The following is an 18,307-nucleotide window of genomic DNA, read 5'->3' on the forward strand; positions in this document are numbered from 1 at the left end:
TTATCCGCCATAGCTCAGTTGGTAGTAGCGCATGACTGTTAATCATGATGTCGTAGGTTCGAGTCCTACTGGCGGAGTATAAATCGAAACGTTCAACTGAGCGTTTTTTTATTTATAAATATAGTGGACTGTTGAAATTTCAAATTTTAATTTTAAAATCTGTAATTACCTCTTTATTTTATTTTTAGTTCGTTTGGCTTCAAATTCTACTTTTATAGGATTTGAAGCTTTTTTAGTTCCTTTTTTTGTTAGACTAGTGTTACTAATAAGAAAGGGAATTTTTATATGCTTCAGAAATTTTATGATCGAGCATTTGTCTTTTTGAAACTAGTTGAACAAGAATATGCCTCTTTAGGCCAGAGTTGTTCAGAGTGGGAATCACTTCATCTCCGTTTTTTACTATATTACTTAATCCGATTTAAAATTAAAAGTGATAGGGACTTTTCTCTATATCACTTTAGAACAGCTTATCGTCTATATCTAGATAAATTACTGCAAGATGGTACAACTTTCATCCAATAGGAAGTATTTATATCATAATTACGAACGATAGTTATAGATATATTTTAAAAAATATAGAATTAGCTTATAATCAGAGACTTCTGTATTTAGAAATGAAAGAATTTCCAAATCTTTTCTGCTGTTTCTTCTTGATAAAATAGTGTTTTTTTCTTATAATAAATTGTAAGATATAATTGCGGGTGAAATTCCTGCCATGTATATGAGAAAGGACGAGCTGCTAGTAGCTCAGACGAATTTTATTATGACTTCAGTTGTTGTTGTAGGTACCCAGTGGGGTGATGAAGGTAAAGGGAAAATTACAGATTTTCTTTCAGCTAATGCAGAAGTGATTGCTCGTTATCAAGGTGGTGACAATGCTGGTCACACGATTGTGATTGATGGTAAGAAATTTAAGTTGCACTTGATTCCGTCAGGTATTTTCTTCCCTGAAAAGATCTCTGTCATTGGGAATGGGATGGTCGTGAACCCAAAATCTCTTGTGAAAGAGTTGAGTTATCTTCATGAGGAAGGTGTGACAACTGATAACTTGCGTATTTCTGATCGGGCGCATGTTATTTTGCCTTATCACATTGAGTTGGATCGCTTGCAGGAAGAAGCTAAGGGTGACAATAAGATTGGTACTACAATCAAGGGAATCGGTCCAGCATATATGGACAAGGCTGCTCGTGTTGGAATTCGTATTGCGGATCTTTTGGATAAGGATATTTTCCGTGAACGTTTGGAACGTAATCTTGCGGAAAAGAATCGTTTGTTTGAAAAATTATATGATAGCACCCCTATTTCAGTTGACGATATTTTTGAAGAATACTATGAGTATGGTCAACAAATCAAGCAATACGTGACAGATACATCTGTTATCTTGAATGATGCGCTTGATAATGGCAAACGTGTGCTGTTTGAAGGTGCGCAAGGTGTTATGCTAGATATCGACCAAGGTACGTATCCATTTGTTACTTCTTCAAACCCTGTCGCTGGTGGTGTGACAATTGGGTCTGGTGTTGGTCCAAGTAAGATTGACAAGGTTGTAGGTGTCTGTAAAGCCTACACAAGTCGTGTAGGAGACGGACCTTTCCCAACTGAATTATTTGATGAAGTGGGAGATCGCATCCGTGAAGTAGGTCATGAATACGGTACAACAACTGGCCGTCCACGTCGTGTGGGTTGGTTTGACTCAGTTGTGATGCGCCACAGCCGCCGTGTATCTGGGATTACCAATCTTTCATTGAACTCTATAGATGTTTTGAGTGGTTTGGATACTGTGAAAATCTGTGTGGCCTATGATCTTGATGGTCAACGTATTGATTACTATCCTGCTAGTCTTGAGCAGTTGAAACGCTGCAAGCCAATCTACGAGGAATTGCCAGGTTGGTCAGAAGACATCACTGGAGTTCGTAATTTGGAAGACCTTCCTGAGAATGCACGTAACTATGTTCGTCGTGTAAGTGAGTTGGTTGGTGTTCGTATCTCAACTTTCTCAGTAGGACCTGGTCGTGAACAAACTAATATTTTAGAAAGTGTTTGGTCATAGGAGATTTTTAAGATTAGTTTAAGACAGGTTGGGTATACTATAGACAGTTACAAGAAGACCTCCTAACTTGTTGTAACAAATATCCTAAACTTTTCTTTTTCATAATAATCTCCCTATTAAGTCACCGCATTCGGTGGCTTTTTTTGTGTTGAGAATCATGATATAATAATAAAATCGACAAGTAGGAAAAGAGAAGAACGATGAATTATACAGTTGAAGAAAAAGAAGCCTTTATGAGAGAGGCTTTGAGAGAGGCTGAGATTGCCTTAGAACACGATGAAATTCCAATTGGTTGTGTGATTGTCAAGGATGGAGAAATCATTGGTAGGGGGCATAATGCGCGCGAGGAGTTGCAACGGGCGGTCATGCATGCAGAAATCATGGCTATAGAGAATGCGAACGTGAGTGAAGAAAGTTGGCGCCTGCTTGATTGTACGCTTTTTGTGACCATTGAGCCTTGTGTCATGTGTAGCGGGGCGATTGGGCTAGCTCGTATACCAAAGGTGGTCTATGGGGCTAAAAATCAGAAATTTGGTGCAGCTGGAAGTTTGTACGCTATTTTGACAGATGAGCGTCTCAATCATCGTGTAGAGGTTGAAACGGGAGTTTTGGAGAGTGAGTGTGTAGCGATTATGCAGGACTTTTTCCGAAATCGACGGAAAAAATAATTTCTCTTTAAAAACCGAGGGGAATGTGGTATAATAAATAGTGGAGCAACAGTTCTGCGTGAAGCGGGTCAGGGGAGGAATCCAGCAGCCCTAAGCGATGTGAATTGTGTGCTCTTTTTTCGTGCTTTTTTCGAATAAATAAGATAAAATAGCCTAGAATAAATGATTATAGAATAGAAAAGAGAAAGATATGAAAATTCGTGGTTTTGAATTGGTTTCGAGTTTTACAGATGAAAATTTGTTACCTAAGCGTGAGACAGCCCATGCAGCTGGTTATGATTTAAAGGTTGCAGAACGTACGGTGATTGCGCCAGGAGAGATTGTCTTGGTTCCGACAGGTGTTAAGGCCTACATGCAGCCGACAGAAGTGCTCTATCTTTATGACCGTTCATCAAATCCTCGTAAGAAGGGCTTAGTCTTGATTAACTCGGTTGGGGTCATTGATGGGGATTATTATGGAAATCCTGGGAATGAAGGGCATATTTTTGCGCAGATGAAGAATATCACAGACCAAGAGGTTGTTCTTGAAGTTGGGGAACGTGTGGTTCAGGCTGTCTTTGCACCATTTTTGATTGCAGATGGGGATGAGGCAGATGGCGTGCGAACTGGTGGATTTGGATCGACAGGGCATTAAGATGAAGATTGTCTTTGTACGTCATGGGGAGCCAGATTACCGTGAGTTAGAGGAACGTTCTTATACAGGTTTTGGGATGGATTTAGCACCTTTATCTGAGAAAGGACGGCAACAAGTTCAGGAACTTTGCCAAAATCCCTTGCTACAATCAGCTGATTTGCTAGTAACTTCAGCAGTGACAAGAGCTTTAGAAACTGCATCTTATGTGGTTCGTGCTACTTGCCTTCCTTTGAGGGTGGAGCCTTTGTTACACGAATGGCAGGTTTACGAAAGTGGCATAGAGAATTTTGAAAAAGCACGTACTCTGTTTTTAGAAAACAAGGGGGAGTTGCTTCCTAATAGTCCTATTCAGTATGAGACAGCTGAAGAGATGAAGGCGCGTTTTTTGGAAACTATGATAAAGTACCGAGACTACCAGACAGTTCTAGTGGTAGCTCATCGAATGCTCATGCGTCAGTTTGTGCCAAATGAGAAGATTGATTTTTGCCAAGTGATTGAGTGTGAGATAGAGATTTAGAAAGAGGTTTATCATCGCAAAGAAAAAAGCGACATTTGTGTGTCAAAATTGTGAATATAATTCACCTAAGTATCTAGGGCGTTGTCCTAACTGTGGGTCTTGGTCTTCTTTTGTAGAAGAGGTTGAGGTTGCCGAGGTCAAGAATGCACGAGTGTCCTTGACAGGTGAAAAAACCAAGCCTATGAAACTGGCTGAGGTGACTTCCATCAATGTCAATCGAACCAAGACAGAGATGGAGGAATTCAACCGTGTGCTTGGTGGAGGTGTGGTACCGGGGAGTCTCGTTCTTATCGGTGGAGATCCAGGAATCGGGAAATCAACCCTTCTCCTACAAGTTTCAACGCAGCTGTCTCAAGTGGGTACGGTTCTCTATGTCAGTGGGGAGGAGTCTGCCCAGCAGATTAAGTTACGGGCAGAGCGCTTGGGAGATATTGATAGTGAGTTTTATCTCTATGCAGAGACCAATATGCAGAGTGTTCGCGCAGAAGTAGAAAGAATTCAGCCAGACTTCCTCATTGTTGACTCTATCCAGACGATTATGTCTCCTGAGATTTCAGGGGTGCAAGGGTCTGTGTCTCAGGTGCGTGAGGTGACCGCTGAGCTTATGCAGCTGGCTAAGACCAATAACATTGCCATCTTTATCGTAGGGCATGTGACCAAGGAAGGGACCTTGGCTGGTCCGCGTATGCTGGAGCATATGGTAGATACAGTGCTTTACTTTGAAGGGGAACGTCACCATACCTTTCGTATCTTGAGAGCAGTCAAAAACCGTTTTGGTTCCACTAATGAGATTGGCATATTTGAGATGCAGTCGGGCGGATTGGTTGAGGTGCTCAATCCGAGTCAAGTTTTCCTAGAGGAGCGTTTGGATGGGGCTACTGGCTCGTCAATCGTTGTGACCATGGAAGGGACCCGTCCGATTTTGGCGGAGGTTCAGGCTTTGGTAACACCAACCATGTTTGGAAATGCTAAACGCACGACGACAGGACTTGATTTCAATCGTGCAAGTCTGATTATGGCTGTTTTGGAAAAACGAGCAGGGCTTCTCTTGCAAAATCAGGATGCCTATCTCAAATCTGCTGGTGGCGTGAAATTGGATGAGCCTGCCATTGACTTAGCCGTTGCAGTGGCTATTGCCTCTAGTTACAAGGACAAGCCAACCAATCCTCAGGAATGTTTTGTGGGAGAATTGGGCTTGACTGGAGAGATTCGGCGCGTGAATCGTATCGAACAACGCATCAATGAAGCGGCAAAATTAGGCTTTACCAAGATTTATGTACCCAAGAATTCCTTGACAGGAATCACTCCACCCAAGGAAATTGAAGTCATTGGTGTGACAACGATTCAAGAAGTTTTGAAAAAGGTCTTTGCATAATCCGTGACAAATCCTCTTAAAAATGATAAGATAGGAGAAATATTTGATTATCAAATTTTTGAGGAGGGAATCGTGTCGTATTTTGAACAGTTTATGCAAGCCAATCAGGCTTATGTTGCTCTACATGGGCAGTTAAATCTGCCACTTAAACCCAAAACCAGAGTAGCTATCGTGACCTGTATGGACTCACGTCTACACGTTGCGCAAGCTCTAGGTTTGGCCCTTGGGGATGCCCATATCTTGCGGAATGCGGGTGGTCGAGTAACTGAGGACATGATTCGTTCACTGGTGATTTCCCAGCAACAAATGGGCACAAGAGAAATTGTGGTGCTTCACCATACAGACTGTGGAGCTCAAACCTTTCAAAATGAAAGTTTTCATGAACATTTGAAACACGAGCTCGGAGTCGATGTGTCTGATCAAGACTTTTTACCATTTCAGGATGTTGAAGAGAGCGTGAGAGAGGATATGCAATTGCTTCGAGAATCTCCACTGATTCCTGATGATGTGGTTATTTCAGGTGCTGTCTATGATGTGGATACAGGAAGTATGAGAGAAGTATACTAACTTTGTCTCGAAAAAATTTCATCCTAGCATAAAATCGATTGTTAAAATGTAGGATTTTTAGTTTTAATATAGCTAATATAAAATAGCAAAAAACAAGGGTATAAATGTTTACTCTTGTTTTATTTTTGATTGAAAAATAAAGGAAAAAGCGCTACAATGGTAGATGGAAAATGTTGTGTAAAAACAAGTGATACATAAATACCGGAGGAAATCATGTCTTTTTCTGATTTAAAGCTGTTTGCCCTTTCTTCAAATAGAGAATTGGCAGAGCGTGTGGCGCAAGAAATTGGGATAGAGTTGGGGAAATCGACTGTTCGCCAATTTTCAGATGGAGAGATTCAGGTCAACATTGAAGAATCAATCCGTGGAAAACACGTCTTTATCCTACAATCAACTAGTTCACCTGTAAATGATAATTTACTTGAAATTTTGATTATGGTGGACGCATTGAAGCGTGCTAGTGCAGAATCTGTCAATGTTGTTATGCCCTACTATGGCTATGCACGTCAGGATAGAAAAGCGCGCGCGCGTGAGCCAATCACTGCAAAACTCGTTGCAAACATGCTAGAAGTGGCTGGGGTAGATCGTTTGTTGACGATTGATTTGCACGCTGCACAGATTCAGGGATTCTTTGATATTCCCGTAGATCACTTGATGGGTGCTCCATTGATTGCGGACTATTTTGAACGTCGTGGCATGGTTGGCTCTGACTACGTGGTTGTCAGCCCAGACCATGGTGGGGTGACTCGTGCTCGTAAATTGGCAGAGTTTTTGAAAACTCCGATTGCGATTATTGACAAACGCCGTAGTGTAGACAAGATGAATACCAGTGAAGTGATGAACATCATTGGTAAGGTAGAAGGTAAGACTTGTATCTTGATTGACGATATGATCGATACAGCTGGAACTATTTGTCATGCGGCGGATGCTCTTGCTGAAGCAGGTGCTGTTGAAGTTTACGCAAGCTGTACGCACCCAGTTCTTTCAGGGCCAGCTATGGACAATATCCAAAAATCAGCTATTAAGAAATTGGTTGTTCTGGATACTATCTACCTAGCAGAAGAGCGTTTGATTGATAAGATTGAACAAATTTCGATTGCTCATCTTCTTGGCGATGCCATTGTACGTATCCACGAAAAACGTCCTCTTTCTCCCCTATTTTGTATTGAGAAAAAGATTTAATCTTTCACTTGAAGTAGACAGAACTCCTAGCAGGCTTCTTTTCTTGCTAGGAGATTTTTATAGTCAAAATCTGCAAGCCTTTTCAAAATATGCTATACTGAGAAAAAAGGAGGATTTCTATGAGCCAAGAATTTATCAATCCAAGTGATGGTGTGATCCGTCAGTATCTGGCGACCAGTAAAACGTTAGCGGTAGTGGGTTTGTCTGACCGTGAGGAAACAACTAGCAATCGAGTAACCAAGGAAATGCAGGCTCGAGGCTATAAAATCATTCCAGTTAATCCCAAGGCTGCAGGTGGGGAAATCTTGGGAGAAAAGGCTTATGCGAGTCTAGCTGAGATTCCTTTTCCTGTGGATATTGTCAATGTATACCGACGGAGCGAGTTTTTGCCAGATGTGGCGCGTGATTTTCTCAAAGCTGATGCCAAGATTTTCTGGGCGCAATTAGGACTTGAAAATCTAGAAGCGGAAGAAATCCTGCGTGCTGGAGGATGCGATGACATTGTGATGAATCGATGTATTAAGAGAGAACATACTCGCTTAATTCTTGAGCAATAAAAAGGTAGCCATGGGCTACCTTTTTATATTATAAAGTACCAATCAATGCTTGCATGCCAAGACTGGTGAGGATGATGGCAATCCAGCAAAGGGCTCCGAGGACAATAGATTTGCCACTGGATTTAACCATGGCAATCAGATTGGTTTTGAGACCGATGGCACTCATGGCCATGATAATGAGGAATTTGGAGAGTTGTTTGAGAGGGGTGAAGAAGCTACTAGACACGCCGAGAGAGGTGAGAAGAGTCGTTAAGAGAGAGGCTAGGATGAAATAAAGGATAAAAAGTGGGAAGACTTTTTTAAGTTGGAAATCTTGGCTGTTTTTTTGTTGGCGGCTTTGCCAGTAGGAGAGAAAGAGCGTGATGGGGATGATTGCTAAGGTGCGCGTGAGTTTCACAATAGTTGCAGACTCAAGGGTATTGGTCTGGTAAAGACTGTCCCAGGAACTGGCGGTAGCCGTCACAGAAGAAGTATCATTGACTGCAGTTCCTGCAAAGAGGGCGAAGCCATCATTGGATAGGTGAAGCCAGGTTCCTAGGGTTGGAAAGATGAGCGCAGCCAAGATATTGAAGAAAAAGATAACGGAAATGGCTTGGGCAACCTCCTTTTCTTTGGCATGGATAACGGGTGCTGTAGCAGCAATGGCAGAGCCACCACAGATAGAAGATCCCACTCCAACCAAGATAGCCAGTTTTGTATCCAGTGCAAAGAAGCGCTGGAAGAGGTAGGCAATAATCAGGGCTATTGAAATGGTGGAGAGGATAACAGGGAGTGAAGATTGCCCAACTGCGAAGACTTGCGAGATATTGAGACCAAAACCAAGCAAGACAACGGCATATTGGAGTAATTTTTTAGAACTAAAGGTCAATCCAGCATCCAGTTGTTTATAGGATGAGAGAAAGGGATTTAGGAGCATTCCTATGAAAATGGCAAAAACGGGTGCGCCAATGACAGGAAAGAATCCTCCTAAGTACCAAGATACGATAGAAATGAGAAGGCAGGCAAAGATGCCTGCTCCATTTTTTGATAAAAATGACATATAAACCTCCGAAAATAAGCATTTATTATTATACTCCTGTCGAGAAGAAAAGTAAAACAGAAAGTGAAAAATGCAGGTTTCAGATGGATTTTGCGGTCAGGGAGCTTTTGTAGTATAATAGTACTATGTTCTGTAAGCAAGGGGGATATCTATGGACTTAACCAAGAGCTTTAATAAACAGTTAGACAAGATTCAAGTTTCCTTGATTCGCCAGTTTGACCAGGCTATTTCGGAGATTCCTGGGGTCTTGCGTTTGACCTTGGGGGAACCTGATTTTACAACGCCAGATCATGTCAAGGAGGCAGCCAAGCGAGCCATTGACCAGAACCAGTCCTACTATACAGGGATGAGCGGTTTACTGACCTTGCGCCAGTCTGCTAGCGACTTTGTAAAAGAAAAATACCAGCTAGATTATAATCCTGAAAATGAAATTTTGGTTACAATTGGGGCGACAGAGGCTTTATCTGCTACTTTGACGGCTATTTTGGAAGAGGGGGACAAGGTGCTCTTGCCAGCTCCTGCCTATCCAGGATATGAGCCGATTGTCAATCTAGTTGGGGCAGAGATTGTCGAGATTGATACAACTGAAAATGGTTTTGTCTTGACTCCTGAGATGTTGGAAAAGGCCATTTTGGAACAAGGGGATAAGCTCAAAGCAGTTATTCTTAATTATCCAGCTAATCCGACAGGAATTACCTATAGTCGGGAGCAGTTGGAAGCCTTGGCAGACGTTTTAGGCAAGTATGAGATTTTTGTTGTCTGTGATGAGGTTTACTCAGAATTAACCTATACAGGCGAAGCCCATGTATCTCTGGGAACTATGCTGAGAGATCAAGCTATTATCATCAATGGCTTATCTAAGTCCCATGCCATGACTGGTTGGCGTTTAGGCTTTATCTTTGCTCCTGCAGCTTTCACAGCTCAGTTAATCAAGAGTCACCAATATTTGGTTACTGCTGCAAATACCATGGCCCAACATGCTGCAGTAGAAGCCTTGACCGCTGGTAAAAACGATGCGGAACCTATGAAAAAGGAATACATCCAGCGTCGAGATTATATCATCGAAAAGATGACTGCTCTTGGTTTTGATATTATCAAACCGGACGGTGCCTTCTATATCTTTGCTAAGATTCCAGCGGGCTACAATCAAGATTCCTTTGCTTTTCTGAAGGATTTTGCCTATAAGAAGGCCGTTGCCTTTATCCCTGGTGCAGCCTTTGGACGTTACGGAGAAGGCTATGTGCGTCTGTCTTATGCAGCCAGCATGGAAACGATCAGAGAGGCCATGAAACGACTTGAGGAGTACATGAGAGAAGCATGATTCAGTCTATCACGAGTCAAGGCTTGGTGCTCTACAATCGAAACTTTCGTGAGGATGACAAGCTAGTCAAAATTTTTACCGAGCAGGCGGGCAAGCGCATGTTCTTCGTTAAACACGCTGGCCAGTCCAAACTAGCTCCGGTTATTCAGCCCTTGGTGTTGGCACGATTTCTCTTGCGCATCAATGATGATGGGCTTAGCTACATCGAGGACTACCATGAGGTGATGACCTTTCCAAAGATTAATAGTGATCTCTTTGTTATGGCCTATGCTACCTATGTGGCTGCTCTTGCAGATGCTAGTTTGCAGGATAATCAGCAGGATGCTCCCTTGTTTGCTTTCTTGAGGAAGACTCTGGAGTTGATGGAAGCAGGGATAGATTATCAGGTTTTAACCAATATTTTTGAAATTCAAATCTTGACTCGATTTGGAATCAGCCTTAATTTTAATGAGTGTGTCTTTTGCCATCGGGTCGGTCAGGCCTTTGACTTTTCTTTCAAATATGGAGCCTGCCTCTGCCCAGAGCATTATCATGAAGATGAGAGACGTTGTCATCTAAATCCCAATATCCCTTATCTGCTCAATCAATTTCAAGCCATTGATTTTGAAACCTTGGAGACCATTTCGCTTAAGGCCGAAATCAAGCAAGAGCTACGCCAATTTATGGATCAACTCTACGAAGAGTATGTTGGGATTCACCTAAAATCAAAGAAATTTATTGATTCCCTAGCAGACTGGGGACAATTACTAAAAGAGGAAGACAAATGAAAAAAATTGCAGTAGATGCTATGGGGGGCGATTACGCACCTCAAGCCATCGTTGAGGGTGTCAACCAAGCCCTTGCTGACTTTTCAGATATTGAGATTCAACTCTACGGAGATGAAAGCAAGATCAAGCAATATCTAACGGCGACAGAGCGTGTCAGCGTTATTCATACGGATGAGAAAATCAACTCAGACGATGAGCCGACAAAAGCTATCCGTAAGAAGAAAAATGCCAGCATGGTATTGGCAGCTAAGGCTGTTAAAGAGGGAGAAGCAGACGCTGTCCTCTCTGCTGGTAACACAGGTGCCTTGTTGGCTGCAGGATTCTTCATTGTGGGTCGTATCAAAAATATCGATCGTCCAGGACTCATGTCTACCTTGCCGACCATTGATGGAAAAGGGTTTGATATGCTAGACCTTGGAGCCAATGCGGAAAATACAGCCCATCATCTGCACCAATACGCTGTTTTGGGTTCCTTCTATGCGAAAAATGTTCGTGGGATTTCGAAACCACGTGTTGGTTTGCTCAACAATGGAACAGAAAGCAGCAAGGGAGATCCGCTTCGTAAGGAAACATACGACTTGCTAGTAGCTGATCAAAGTTTGAACTTTGTCGGAAACGTGGAAGCGCGTGATCTGATGAATGGCGTTGCGGATGTTGTCGTAACAGATGGTTTCACGGGAAACGCTGTTCTCAAATCCATTGAAGGTACAGCTTTGGGAATCATGGGCTTACTTAAAAATGCTATTACGGGTGGTGGCCTTCGAGCGAAGCTAGGTGCTCTACTTCTTAAGGATAGTCTTAGGGGGTTGAAGACACAGCTCAATTATTCAGATGTTGGAGGGGCAGTTTTGTTTGGTGTTAAGGCGCCAGTTGTAAAAACTCATGGCTCAAGTGATGCCAAGGCTGTGTACAGTACGATTCGTCAGATTCGTACCATGCTAGAAACAGACGTAGTTGCTCAAACTGCGCGTGAATTTTCAGGAGAATAAAAAAAGATGACAGAAAAAGAAATTTTTGACCGTATTGTAACCATTATCCAAGAGCGACAGGGAGAAGACTTTGCCGTAACAGAGGCCTTAAGTTTGAAAGACGATCTAGATGCGGACTCAGTGGATTTGATGGAGTTTGTCTTGACACTAGAAGATGAATTTGGTATCGAAATCACTGATGAGGAAATCGACCAACTTCAAAGTGTAGCGGATGTAGTAGCGATTATTAAAGATAAAAAATAGGAAAAAGCAACATGCAAGTCATGTTGTTTTTTTATTTGCAGAAAAAGGGAAACTTTTAGTAGAAATTGCGAATAAAGAGATGAGAAAGAAAAAGGAGGAACGTTTATGTATGTGACCGGTTTTTATCCGTGGTTCATTAAGTGGTTTTTAAAATAAAAATGAATGAATTGTTCGTTTTCTAATTGTTTTTCGAATAAATAGGTAAGGAAAAAGGAAGGAGAGAAGAAAATGATTTCAGTAATTTACCCAATCTGGTTTTTAAAATGGTTTAAAGCCTAGAAACCGTAAACTAAAAATAAAGGAGAAAACAAATGACAAACTTTGACAACATGGAACAGAACTTTGTAGCTCTTACGGAAGAAGAGTTGACGGATGTGAATGGGGGGTCGGTTACCGCTGTAGTTGTAGGAGGTGTCTTACTAATTGGTGGTATTGCTTGGGGCTATTTTATGTAATAATAAGGAGAGAAAAAATGAATTTAAATAAATGGACAGAATTGACAGAAGAAGAATTGATGAATACAGAAGGTGGCTTAATTACCATAGCCACGATTGCTGGAGGAGTAGCAATTTTCCTTGGTGGTCGATTAATTGGTCAAGATTTAAAACGTAAATTTGGATAAAAGTAGACTTGTATGAAAAATCTAAAAAATGTAATGGGAGCAGTTCTAATTATTTTTGGAGTGCTTTGCATATTGGGAGATTTAAATGTAATCACCTTTAATGTTGAAAAATATTTCCAAACAGAATTAGTTGTTCCGATGCTTATTTTGATGATGAGTTACTTGGATTCAGCTAAAGACAAGGTTTAAAGAGAACTATTTTTAGTGTATGGCAACTGCTATTTTAGTTACTATTAATGAAATAAGAACTAATTTAGGAATAGTAGGGCTTTTGATTGGAGTAGCTATTGGATTAGCCAGCATTATTTAAAAAGGAGAGAGAAAAATGAAAGAAATGGATGAAAAATTTGATATCATGACAGAAGAAGATTTGGCTCTTACTGAAGGAGGCTTCATTGTCACTACTTCCACAGCAATAGCTTGGGGTGTATTAGGAGTAGCTTCTTATATGTATGGGCGTTATCTAGGAAGTAAACGTTAAGCTAAATATAGAAGGAAATTAACTATGAATCGTAACCTAAATCTCAATACATTGTTACCTAAGCTAGCCACTATACTACCTTTGTTAGGCATAGGTCTTAATCTTACGCTTCATCTAATTCGTACGGGTTCGCTAGTATCTTTTGATTGGCAATGGAGTTTAATAGGTTTGATTGCTGCAGGCTATTTTGGTATTTTTTGTAAGGATTTGAAGAAAAATAATCAAAACTATAAATGATGAATCTGAATGGAAAGGATTTTGTGCATGTAAATGGCGGAGTTTTTCCGCCTTGTTTTATCCAGAGACTTGTCCGATTCTGCTTAGTTTGTTTTATGGAGGATACAAGTACAAAACAACAGATAGTAAGATTGGGAATTGATGGAACATCAGATTGGAGTTTGAGATGAAAGTCGTTCAATTACTACAAAAAGCTTGGCCAGAGTTTATTGTATTGTCTAGCTCAATGGCTTATCTAATGATTAGAATCGTGGCTAATATAAACAAAATAAATCTACCTACGTAGTTTGAATATTTTGATATACCTACGATTTCATCATTCTTGATGACATTTATCTTACTTTATAGAAATATCATTTCAGAATAGTTTATTTCTGGGCATTCATTTTTTAACGGTTACTTTAAACAGGCAGAACTTTTGTTCTGATTTTTACATTTAAATGATAGTTTATTCTTTTGAAAGTGCGTTTTAGGTGCAAAAATGGTTTATTTAGGAATATTTTCCTGTTTTTATCCTTATTTGGTTAAAATAATCTTACAAAGTTTCTAAGAGATTATTAGAAAAAGGAGAAGGATATGAAATTTGGGAAAAGGCACTATCGTCCCCAGGTGGATCAGATGGATTGTGGCGTGGCTTCCTTGGCTATGGTCTTTGGTTACTACGGTAGTTATTACTCCTTGGCTTATCTACGAGAGTTAGCCAAGACGACCATGGATGGGACGACGGCTTTGGGTCTTGTAAAGGTGGCAGAGGAAATTGGTTTTGAAACGCGGGCTATCAAGGCGGATATGACGCTCTTTGACCTGCCAGATTTGACCTTTCCGTTTGTGGCTCATGTTCTCAAGGAAGGGAAATTGCTCCACTATTATGTGGTGACAGGTCAGGATAAGAAGGCAATCCATATCGCTGATCCAGATCCCAGTGTTAAGCTGACCAAGATTTCCCGTGAGCGATTTGCGCAAGAATGGACAGGAGTCAGTCTCTTTATGGCTCCGTCTCCAGACTATAAACCCCATAAGGAGAAAAAACAGGGGCTCCTATCTTTCTTGCCAATCTTGCTCAAACAGCGTGGCTTAATTACCAATATCGTCCTAGCGACACTCTTGGTAACCTTAATCAATATTGTGGGTTCCTACTACCTTCAGTCCATCATTGATAGTTACGTCCCAGACCAGATGCGCTCGACACTGGGTATTATCTCAATGGGACTAGTCATCGTCTATATCCTCCAGCAGATTTTGTCCTATGCGCAGGAATACCTCTTACTTGTTCTGGGGCAACGCCTGTCAATTGATGTGATTTTGTCCTACATCAAGCATGTTTTTCACCTGCCGATGTCCTTTTTTGCAACACGCAGGACAGGAGAGATTGTATCTCGTTTTACGGATGCTAACAGTATCATCGATGCGTTGGCGTCGACCATTCTGTCGATTTTCCTAGATGTGTCGACGATTTTGATTATCTCGCTTGTCTTGTTTTCACAAAATATGACGCTCTTCTTCATTAGTCTACTTGCGCTTCCCATCTATACAGTGATTATCTTTGCCTTTATGAAGCCGTTTGAAAAGATGAATCGTGATACCATGGAAGCCAATGCGGTTCTGTCTTCTTCTATCATCGAGGACATCAACGGTATTGAGACCATTAAATCTTTGACTAGTGAAAGCTCACGCTATCAAAAGATTGACAAGGAATTTGTGGCTTATCTGAAAAAATCCTTTACCTACAGTCGGGCAGAAAGCCAGCAAAAGGCACTGAAAAAAGTTGCTCAGCTCCTGCTAAATGTTGCCGTTCTCTGGCTGGGAGCCATTCTCGTCATGGATGGGAAAATGAGTTTGGGCCAGCTGATTACCTATAACACCCTGCTTGTTTACTTTACCAATCCTTTGGAAAATATCATCAACCTACAAACCAAACTTCAGACAGCGCAGGTTGCCAATAATCGCTTAAATGAGGTTTATCTAGTAGCTTCGGAGTTTGAGGAGAAGAAAACGGTAGAAGATTTGAGCATGATGAAGGGAGATATGACCTTTAAGCAGGTTCACTATAAGTATGGCTATGGTCGTGACGTCTTGTCAGATATCAATTTGACCATTCCGCAAGGGTCTAAGATGGCTTTCGTGGGGATTTCAGGTTCGGGTAAGACCACCTTGGCCAAGATGATGGTTAATTTCTACAACCCTAGTCAGGGAGAGATTAGTCTGGGTGGTGTCAATCTCAATCAGATTGATAAAAAAGCCCTGCGCCAGTACATCAACTATCTGCCTCAACAGCCCTATGTCTTTAACGGAACGATTTTGGAGAATCTTCTCCTTGGAGTCAAGGAAGGGACGACACAGGAAGATATCTTACGAGCAGTTGAATTGGCCGAGATTCGGGAGGATATTGAGCGTATGCCCCTGAATTACCAGACAGAATTAACTTCGGATGGGGCTGGAATTTCTGGTGGGCAACGGCAGAGAATCGCTCTGGCGCGTGCTCTCTTGACAGATGCACCTGTCTTGATCTTGGACGAGGCGACTAGCAGTTTGGATATTTTGACAGAGAAGCGGATTGTGGATAATCTCATGGCTTTAGACAAGACCTTGATTTTCATCGCCCACCGTTTGACCATTGCTGAGCGGACAGAGAAGGTTGTTGTTTTGAATCAGGGCAAGATTGTCGAAGAAGGCACCCATGCAGACTTGCTTGCGCAGGATGGCTTTTATGCCCATTTGGTGAATAGTTAGAAAGAGGAGAAGATGAAACCAGAATTTTTAGAAAGTGCGGAGTTTTATAATCGTCGTTACCATAATTTTTCCAGTCGGGTGATTTTACCTATGTCACTTCTGCTCGTGTTTTTACTGGGATTTGCAGTTTTTGCAGAGAAGGAGATTAGTTTGTCTACCAGGGCGACTGTCGAACCTAGTCGGATCATTGCTAATATCCAGTCGACTAGCAATCAACGCATTGTGGCCAACTATCTGGAAGAAAACAAGTTGGTCAAGCAAGGGGACCTACTCGTTCAGTACCAGCAAGGGGCAGAGGCTGTCCAGGTTGAAGCATATGCCAGTCAATTGGAGATGCTAAAGGATCAAAAAAAGCAGTTGGGGTATTTGCAATCCAGTTTGAAAGAGGGGAGTGATCAATTTCCAGAGGCAGATAAGTTTGGTTACCAGGAGATGTTTCGAGATTATCTCAGCCAAGCGAATGGTCTAAGAAGTAATGTTTCTCAACAAAATGCCAGCATTTCCTCTCAAAATGCAGCCGCAAGTCAGAGTCAGGCCGAGATTGGCAATCTTATCAGCCAAACAGAGGATAAAATTCGAGACTACAAAACAGCCAAGTCAGCGATTGAAAAAGGAGATCAACTGGATAGTCAAAATGCCGCCTACTCATTTTATCAGACCTATAAAAACCAAGCTGGAGATGATTCGCAAGTTAAATCACAAGTTATTGCACAGGTGGATGCACAAATTGCCCAGCTAGAGTCTAGTTTGGCTACCTATCGTGTACAGTATGCGGGTTCTGGAGCTCAACAAGCCCACGCAACGGGACTAGATAGTCAACTGGAATCGCTCAAATCTCAGCACCTAGTCAAAGTCGGTCAGGAATTAACCCTTTTGGATCAGAAAATTTTGGAGGCGGAATCGGGTAAGAAGGTACAGGGAGGTCTCCTAGATAAGGGGAAGATTACAGCAAGTGAGGATGGGGTGCTTCACCTCAATCCTGAGACTAGTGAATCTACGATGGTCGCAGAAGGAACCCTGCTAGCCCAACTCTACCCATCCTTGAAAAAAGAAGGAAAAACCAAACTCACAGCCTATCTCAGTTCAAAAGATGTTGCTAGAGTCAAGATTGGGGACTCTGTCCGTTATACTACGATTAACGATGCCAAGAATCAAATTTTCCTGGATTCCACGATTACAAGTATTGATGCGACAGCTACAAAAACTGAAAAAGGGAATTTCTTTAAAATTGAGGCGGAGACTAATTTAACTTCGGAACAGGCTGAAAAACTTCGTTATGGTTTAGAAGGTCGCCTGCAGATGATTACGGGAAAGAAAAGCTATCTCCGTTATTTTTGGGATCAATTTTTAAATAAAGGGTAATATTCGTGTTTTTCAGAGGATAAATGATTTTTAAACTGTAAGAAGAGCTTATCTTGCAGTTTTTCTTTACGCTTGAAACAGGAAAACGTTATTTATTCGTAAAAAATCTTGAATTTTTCATGCTTTTGTGGTAGAATGTGCTCAAGTAAAACGAAAGGCGAACTTTAAAATGTCAAAACAACTGATCTATTCGGGAAAAGCCAAGGATATCTATACAACTGAGGATGAAAATCTCATTATTTCAACTTACAAGGACCAGGCAACTGCCTTCAACGGTGTCAAGAAGGAGCAGATTGCGGGCAAGGGAGTGTTAAATAATCAGATTTCATCTTTTATTTTTGAGAAATTAAATGCGGCTGGTGTAGCGACTCACTTTGTGGAGAAAATTTCGGATACGGAACAACTCAATAAAAAGGTGGAGATTATTCCTTTGGAAGTTGTGCTCCGCAACTACACGGCTGGTTCCTTTTCAAAACGTTTTGGCGTAGAAGAAGGTATTGCATTTGAGACTCCAATTGTCGAATTTTACTATAAAAATGATGATTTGGATGATCCCTTTATCAATGATGAGCATGTGAAATTCCTAAAAATTGCGGATGACCAGCAGATTGCTTACTTGAAAGAAGAAACCCGTCGTATCAATGAGCTCTTGAAGGATTGGTTTGCTGAGATTGGTCTCAAATTGATTGACTTTAAGCTAGAGTTTGGTTTTGACAAGGATGGCAAGATTATCTTGGCAGACGAGTTTTCACCAGATAACTGCCGTTTGTGGGATGCAGATGGCAACCACATGGACAAGGATGTTTTCCGCCGTGGCTTGGGTGAATTGACGGATGTTTACGAGATTGTCTGGGAGAAATTGCAGGCTTTGAAATAAGCTGTTAGAAACGGAAAACCTTCGTCTTTCAGATGTAAGGACTCAGGCTGTAAAGGTCCCCTGGACCTTTTCACTCCGTCGGGGGCTAG

Annotated in this window: 22 protein-coding genes, 1 tRNA gene and 1 other RNA gene; 23 read left to right on the forward strand and 1 reads right to left on the reverse strand. The window is 41.5% G+C overall.

The features are described from left to right. Nucleotides 1–3: 3 nt before the first annotated feature. The 11 genes from O3652_RS09705 to O3652_RS09755 all read left to right on the forward strand — a co-directional run bounded on the left by O3652_RS09705 (nucleotide 4) and on the right by O3652_RS09755 (nucleotide 7,550). Nucleotides 4–77, forward strand: a tRNA-Asn gene (locus O3652_RS09705). 208 nt (nucleotides 78–285) lie between these two features. After that, nucleotides 286–522, forward strand: a complete 237-nt coding sequence (gene comW, locus O3652_RS09710) for a sigma(X)-activator ComW (protein WP_070567919.1) — start codon at nucleotides 286–288, stop codon at nucleotides 520–522. A gap of 241 nt (nucleotides 523–763) precedes the next feature. Then, the gene (locus O3652_RS09715) at nucleotides 764–2,050 is read left to right on the forward strand and encodes an adenylosuccinate synthase (protein WP_049506397.1); all 1,287 of its coding nucleotides are present in this window, start codon (nucleotides 764–766) and stop codon (nucleotides 2,048–2,050) included. 200 nt (nucleotides 2,051–2,250) lie between these two features. Further along, nucleotides 2,251–2,718, forward strand: a complete 468-nt coding sequence (gene tadA / locus O3652_RS09720; protein WP_070567921.1) for a tRNA adenosine(34) deaminase TadA — start codon at nucleotides 2,251–2,253, stop codon at nucleotides 2,716–2,718. 32 nt (nucleotides 2,719–2,750) lie between these two features. Next, an RNA gene (ffs, locus tag O3652_RS09725) (signal recognition particle sRNA small type) lies at nucleotides 2,751–2,844 on the forward strand. Nucleotides 2,845–2,908: 64 nt separating this feature from the next. After that, nucleotides 2,909–3,352, forward strand: coding sequence for a dUTP diphosphatase (locus O3652_RS09730; RefSeq protein WP_000701981.1), 444 nt, complete (start codon nucleotides 2,909–2,911; stop codon nucleotides 3,350–3,352). Next, complete coding sequence (locus O3652_RS09735) at nucleotides 3,312–3,869, forward strand: histidine phosphatase family protein (RefSeq protein ID WP_176553040.1); 558 nt, start codon at nucleotides 3,312–3,314, stop codon at nucleotides 3,867–3,869. Before O3652_RS09730 ends, O3652_RS09735 begins: the two co-directional genes overlap by 41 nt. Nucleotides 3,870–3,882: 13 nt before the next feature. Further along, nucleotides 3,883–5,244 (forward strand): DNA repair protein RadA, encoded by a 1,362-nt coding sequence (gene radA / locus O3652_RS09740; protein WP_083303875.1) that lies wholly within the window; start codon nucleotides 3,883–3,885, stop codon nucleotides 5,242–5,244. Between the two features lie 72 nt (nucleotides 5,245–5,316). Beyond that, nucleotides 5,317–5,811, forward strand: coding sequence for a carbonic anhydrase (locus O3652_RS09745; RefSeq protein ID WP_002876632.1), 495 nt, complete (start codon nucleotides 5,317–5,319; stop codon nucleotides 5,809–5,811). 213 nt (nucleotides 5,812–6,024) lie between these two features. Continuing rightward, a complete protein-coding gene (locus tag O3652_RS09750) occupies nucleotides 6,025–6,993 on the forward strand; it encodes a ribose-phosphate diphosphokinase (RefSeq protein ID WP_371590384.1) in 969 nt (322 codons plus the stop codon). A 119-nt stretch (nucleotides 6,994–7,112) separates the two neighbouring features. Continuing rightward, complete coding sequence (locus tag O3652_RS09755) at nucleotides 7,113–7,550, forward strand: CoA-binding protein (RefSeq protein WP_033583537.1); 438 nt, start codon at nucleotides 7,113–7,115, stop codon at nucleotides 7,548–7,550. Between the two features lie 28 nt (nucleotides 7,551–7,578). Here the strand turns inward: O3652_RS09755 and O3652_RS09760 are convergent, their stop codons facing one another. After that, complete coding sequence (locus tag O3652_RS09760) at nucleotides 7,579–8,589, reverse strand: YeiH family protein (protein ID WP_125413301.1); 1,011 nt, start codon at nucleotides 8,587–8,589, stop codon at nucleotides 7,579–7,581. Nucleotides 8,590–8,740: 151 nt separating this feature from the next. Here O3652_RS09760 and O3652_RS09765 point away from each other — a divergent pair, with 151 nt between their 5' ends. The 12 genes from O3652_RS09765 (at nucleotide 8,741) to purC (ending at nucleotide 18,218) form a co-directional block, all read left to right on the forward strand. Continuing rightward, complete coding sequence (locus O3652_RS09765; protein ID WP_070567928.1) at nucleotides 8,741–9,910, forward strand: pyridoxal phosphate-dependent aminotransferase; 1,170 nt, start codon at nucleotides 8,741–8,743, stop codon at nucleotides 9,908–9,910. Then, nucleotides 9,907–10,677, forward strand: a complete 771-nt coding sequence (recO, locus tag O3652_RS09770; protein WP_049478102.1) for a DNA repair protein RecO — start codon at nucleotides 9,907–9,909, stop codon at nucleotides 10,675–10,677. Before O3652_RS09765 ends, recO begins: the two co-directional genes overlap by 4 nt. After that, the gene (gene plsX, locus O3652_RS09775) at nucleotides 10,674–11,666 is read left to right on the forward strand and encodes a phosphate acyltransferase PlsX (protein ID WP_070567930.1); all 993 of its coding nucleotides are present in this window, start codon (nucleotides 10,674–10,676) and stop codon (nucleotides 11,664–11,666) included. The genes recO and plsX overlap by 4 nt, the downstream gene beginning before the upstream one ends. 6 nt (nucleotides 11,667–11,672) lie before the next feature. Next, nucleotides 11,673–11,909, forward strand: coding sequence for an acyl carrier protein (locus tag O3652_RS09780; RefSeq protein WP_000136435.1), 237 nt, complete (start codon nucleotides 11,673–11,675; stop codon nucleotides 11,907–11,909). 311 nt (nucleotides 11,910–12,220) lie between these two features. Further along, entirely contained in the window at nucleotides 12,221–12,364 is a 144-nt protein-coding gene (locus O3652_RS09785) for a class IIb bacteriocin, lactobin A/cerein 7B family (protein ID WP_000180838.1), read from the forward strand. Nucleotides 12,365–12,381: 17 nt separating this feature from the next. After that, on the forward strand, nucleotides 12,382–12,531 hold the full coding sequence (locus O3652_RS09790) for a class IIb bacteriocin, lactobin A/cerein 7B family (RefSeq protein ID WP_033629144.1): 150 nt from the start codon (nucleotides 12,382–12,384) through the stop codon (nucleotides 12,529–12,531). Nucleotides 12,532–12,543: 12 nt separating this feature from the next. Further along, nucleotides 12,544–12,720 (forward strand): hypothetical protein, encoded by a 177-nt coding sequence (locus tag O3652_RS09795; RefSeq protein ID WP_180364430.1) that lies wholly within the window; start codon nucleotides 12,544–12,546, stop codon nucleotides 12,718–12,720. 136 nt (nucleotides 12,721–12,856) lie between these two features. Continuing rightward, complete coding sequence (locus O3652_RS09800) at nucleotides 12,857–13,012, forward strand: hypothetical protein (protein WP_180364431.1); 156 nt, start codon at nucleotides 12,857–12,859, stop codon at nucleotides 13,010–13,012. Nucleotides 13,013–13,036: 24 nt separating this feature from the next. Beyond that, a complete protein-coding gene (locus O3652_RS09805; protein WP_042768877.1) occupies nucleotides 13,037–13,249 on the forward strand; it encodes a hypothetical protein in 213 nt (70 codons plus the stop codon). A gap of 576 nt (nucleotides 13,250–13,825) precedes the next feature. Continuing rightward, nucleotides 13,826–15,979: a peptide cleavage/export ABC transporter ComA gene (comA, locus tag O3652_RS09810; RefSeq protein WP_125413300.1), complete on the forward strand. Its 2,154-nt coding sequence runs from the start codon at nucleotides 13,826–13,828 to the stop codon at nucleotides 15,977–15,979. A 12-nt stretch (nucleotides 15,980–15,991) separates the two neighbouring features. Next, nucleotides 15,992–17,341, forward strand: coding sequence for a competence pheromone export protein ComB (gene comB / locus O3652_RS09815; RefSeq protein WP_125413299.1), 1,350 nt, complete (start codon nucleotides 15,992–15,994; stop codon nucleotides 17,339–17,341). 169 nt (nucleotides 17,342–17,510) lie between these two features. After that, nucleotides 17,511–18,218, forward strand: coding sequence for a phosphoribosylaminoimidazolesuccinocarboxamide synthase (gene purC, locus O3652_RS09820; protein ID WP_070567935.1), 708 nt, complete (start codon nucleotides 17,511–17,513; stop codon nucleotides 18,216–18,218). Nucleotides 18,219–18,307 lie beyond the last annotated feature (89 nt).

This window comes from Streptococcus sp. 27098_8_23, assembly GCF_041432195.1.
Taxonomy (GTDB): Bacteria; Bacillota; Bacilli; order Lactobacillales; family Streptococcaceae; genus Streptococcus.

Bases quoted from the DNA above. Each gene is read 5' to 3' on its own strand.
- comW (WP_070567919.1), top strand. From the start codon at position 286: ATGCTTCAGAAATTTTATGATCGAGCATTTGTCTTTTTGAAACTAGTT.
- O3652_RS09715 (WP_049506397.1), top strand. From the start codon at position 764: ATGACTTCAGTTGTTGTTGTAGGTACCCAGTGGGGTGATGAAGGTAAA.
- tadA (WP_070567921.1), top strand. From the start codon at position 2,251: ATGAATTATACAGTTGAAGAAAAAGAAGCCTTTATGAGAGAGGCTTTG.
- O3652_RS09730 (WP_000701981.1), top strand. From the start codon at position 2,909: ATGAAAATTCGTGGTTTTGAATTGGTTTCGAGTTTTACAGATGAAAAT.
- O3652_RS09735 (WP_176553040.1), top strand. From the start codon at position 3,312: ATGGCGTGCGAACTGGTGGATTTGGATCGACAGGGCATTAAGATGAAG.
- O3652_RS09750 (WP_371590384.1), top strand. From the start codon at position 6,025: ATGTCTTTTTCTGATTTAAAGCTGTTTGCCCTTTCTTCAAATAGAGAA.
- O3652_RS09755 (WP_033583537.1), top strand. From the start codon at position 7,113: ATGAGCCAAGAATTTATCAATCCAAGTGATGGTGTGATCCGTCAGTAT.
- O3652_RS09760 (WP_125413301.1), bottom strand. From the start codon at position 8,589: ATGTCATTTTTATCAAAAAATGGAGCAGGCATCTTTGCCTGCCTTCTC.
- O3652_RS09765 (WP_070567928.1), top strand. From the start codon at position 8,741: ATGGACTTAACCAAGAGCTTTAATAAACAGTTAGACAAGATTCAAGTT.
- recO (WP_049478102.1), top strand. From the start codon at position 9,907: ATGATTCAGTCTATCACGAGTCAAGGCTTGGTGCTCTACAATCGAAAC.
- plsX (WP_070567930.1), top strand. From the start codon at position 10,674: ATGAAAAAAATTGCAGTAGATGCTATGGGGGGCGATTACGCACCTCAA.
- O3652_RS09780 (WP_000136435.1), top strand. From the start codon at position 11,673: ATGACAGAAAAAGAAATTTTTGACCGTATTGTAACCATTATCCAAGAG.
- O3652_RS09785 (WP_000180838.1), top strand. From the start codon at position 12,221: ATGACAAACTTTGACAACATGGAACAGAACTTTGTAGCTCTTACGGAA.
- O3652_RS09790 (WP_033629144.1), top strand. From the start codon at position 12,382: ATGAATTTAAATAAATGGACAGAATTGACAGAAGAAGAATTGATGAAT.
- O3652_RS09795 (WP_180364430.1), top strand. From the start codon at position 12,544: ATGAAAAATCTAAAAAATGTAATGGGAGCAGTTCTAATTATTTTTGGA.
- O3652_RS09800 (WP_180364431.1), top strand. From the start codon at position 12,857: ATGAAAGAAATGGATGAAAAATTTGATATCATGACAGAAGAAGATTTG.
- O3652_RS09805 (WP_042768877.1), top strand. From the start codon at position 13,037: ATGAATCGTAACCTAAATCTCAATACATTGTTACCTAAGCTAGCCACT.
- comA (WP_125413300.1), top strand. From the start codon at position 13,826: ATGAAATTTGGGAAAAGGCACTATCGTCCCCAGGTGGATCAGATGGAT.
- comB (WP_125413299.1), top strand. From the start codon at position 15,992: ATGAAACCAGAATTTTTAGAAAGTGCGGAGTTTTATAATCGTCGTTAC.
- purC (WP_070567935.1), top strand. From the start codon at position 17,511: ATGTCAAAACAACTGATCTATTCGGGAAAAGCCAAGGATATCTATACA.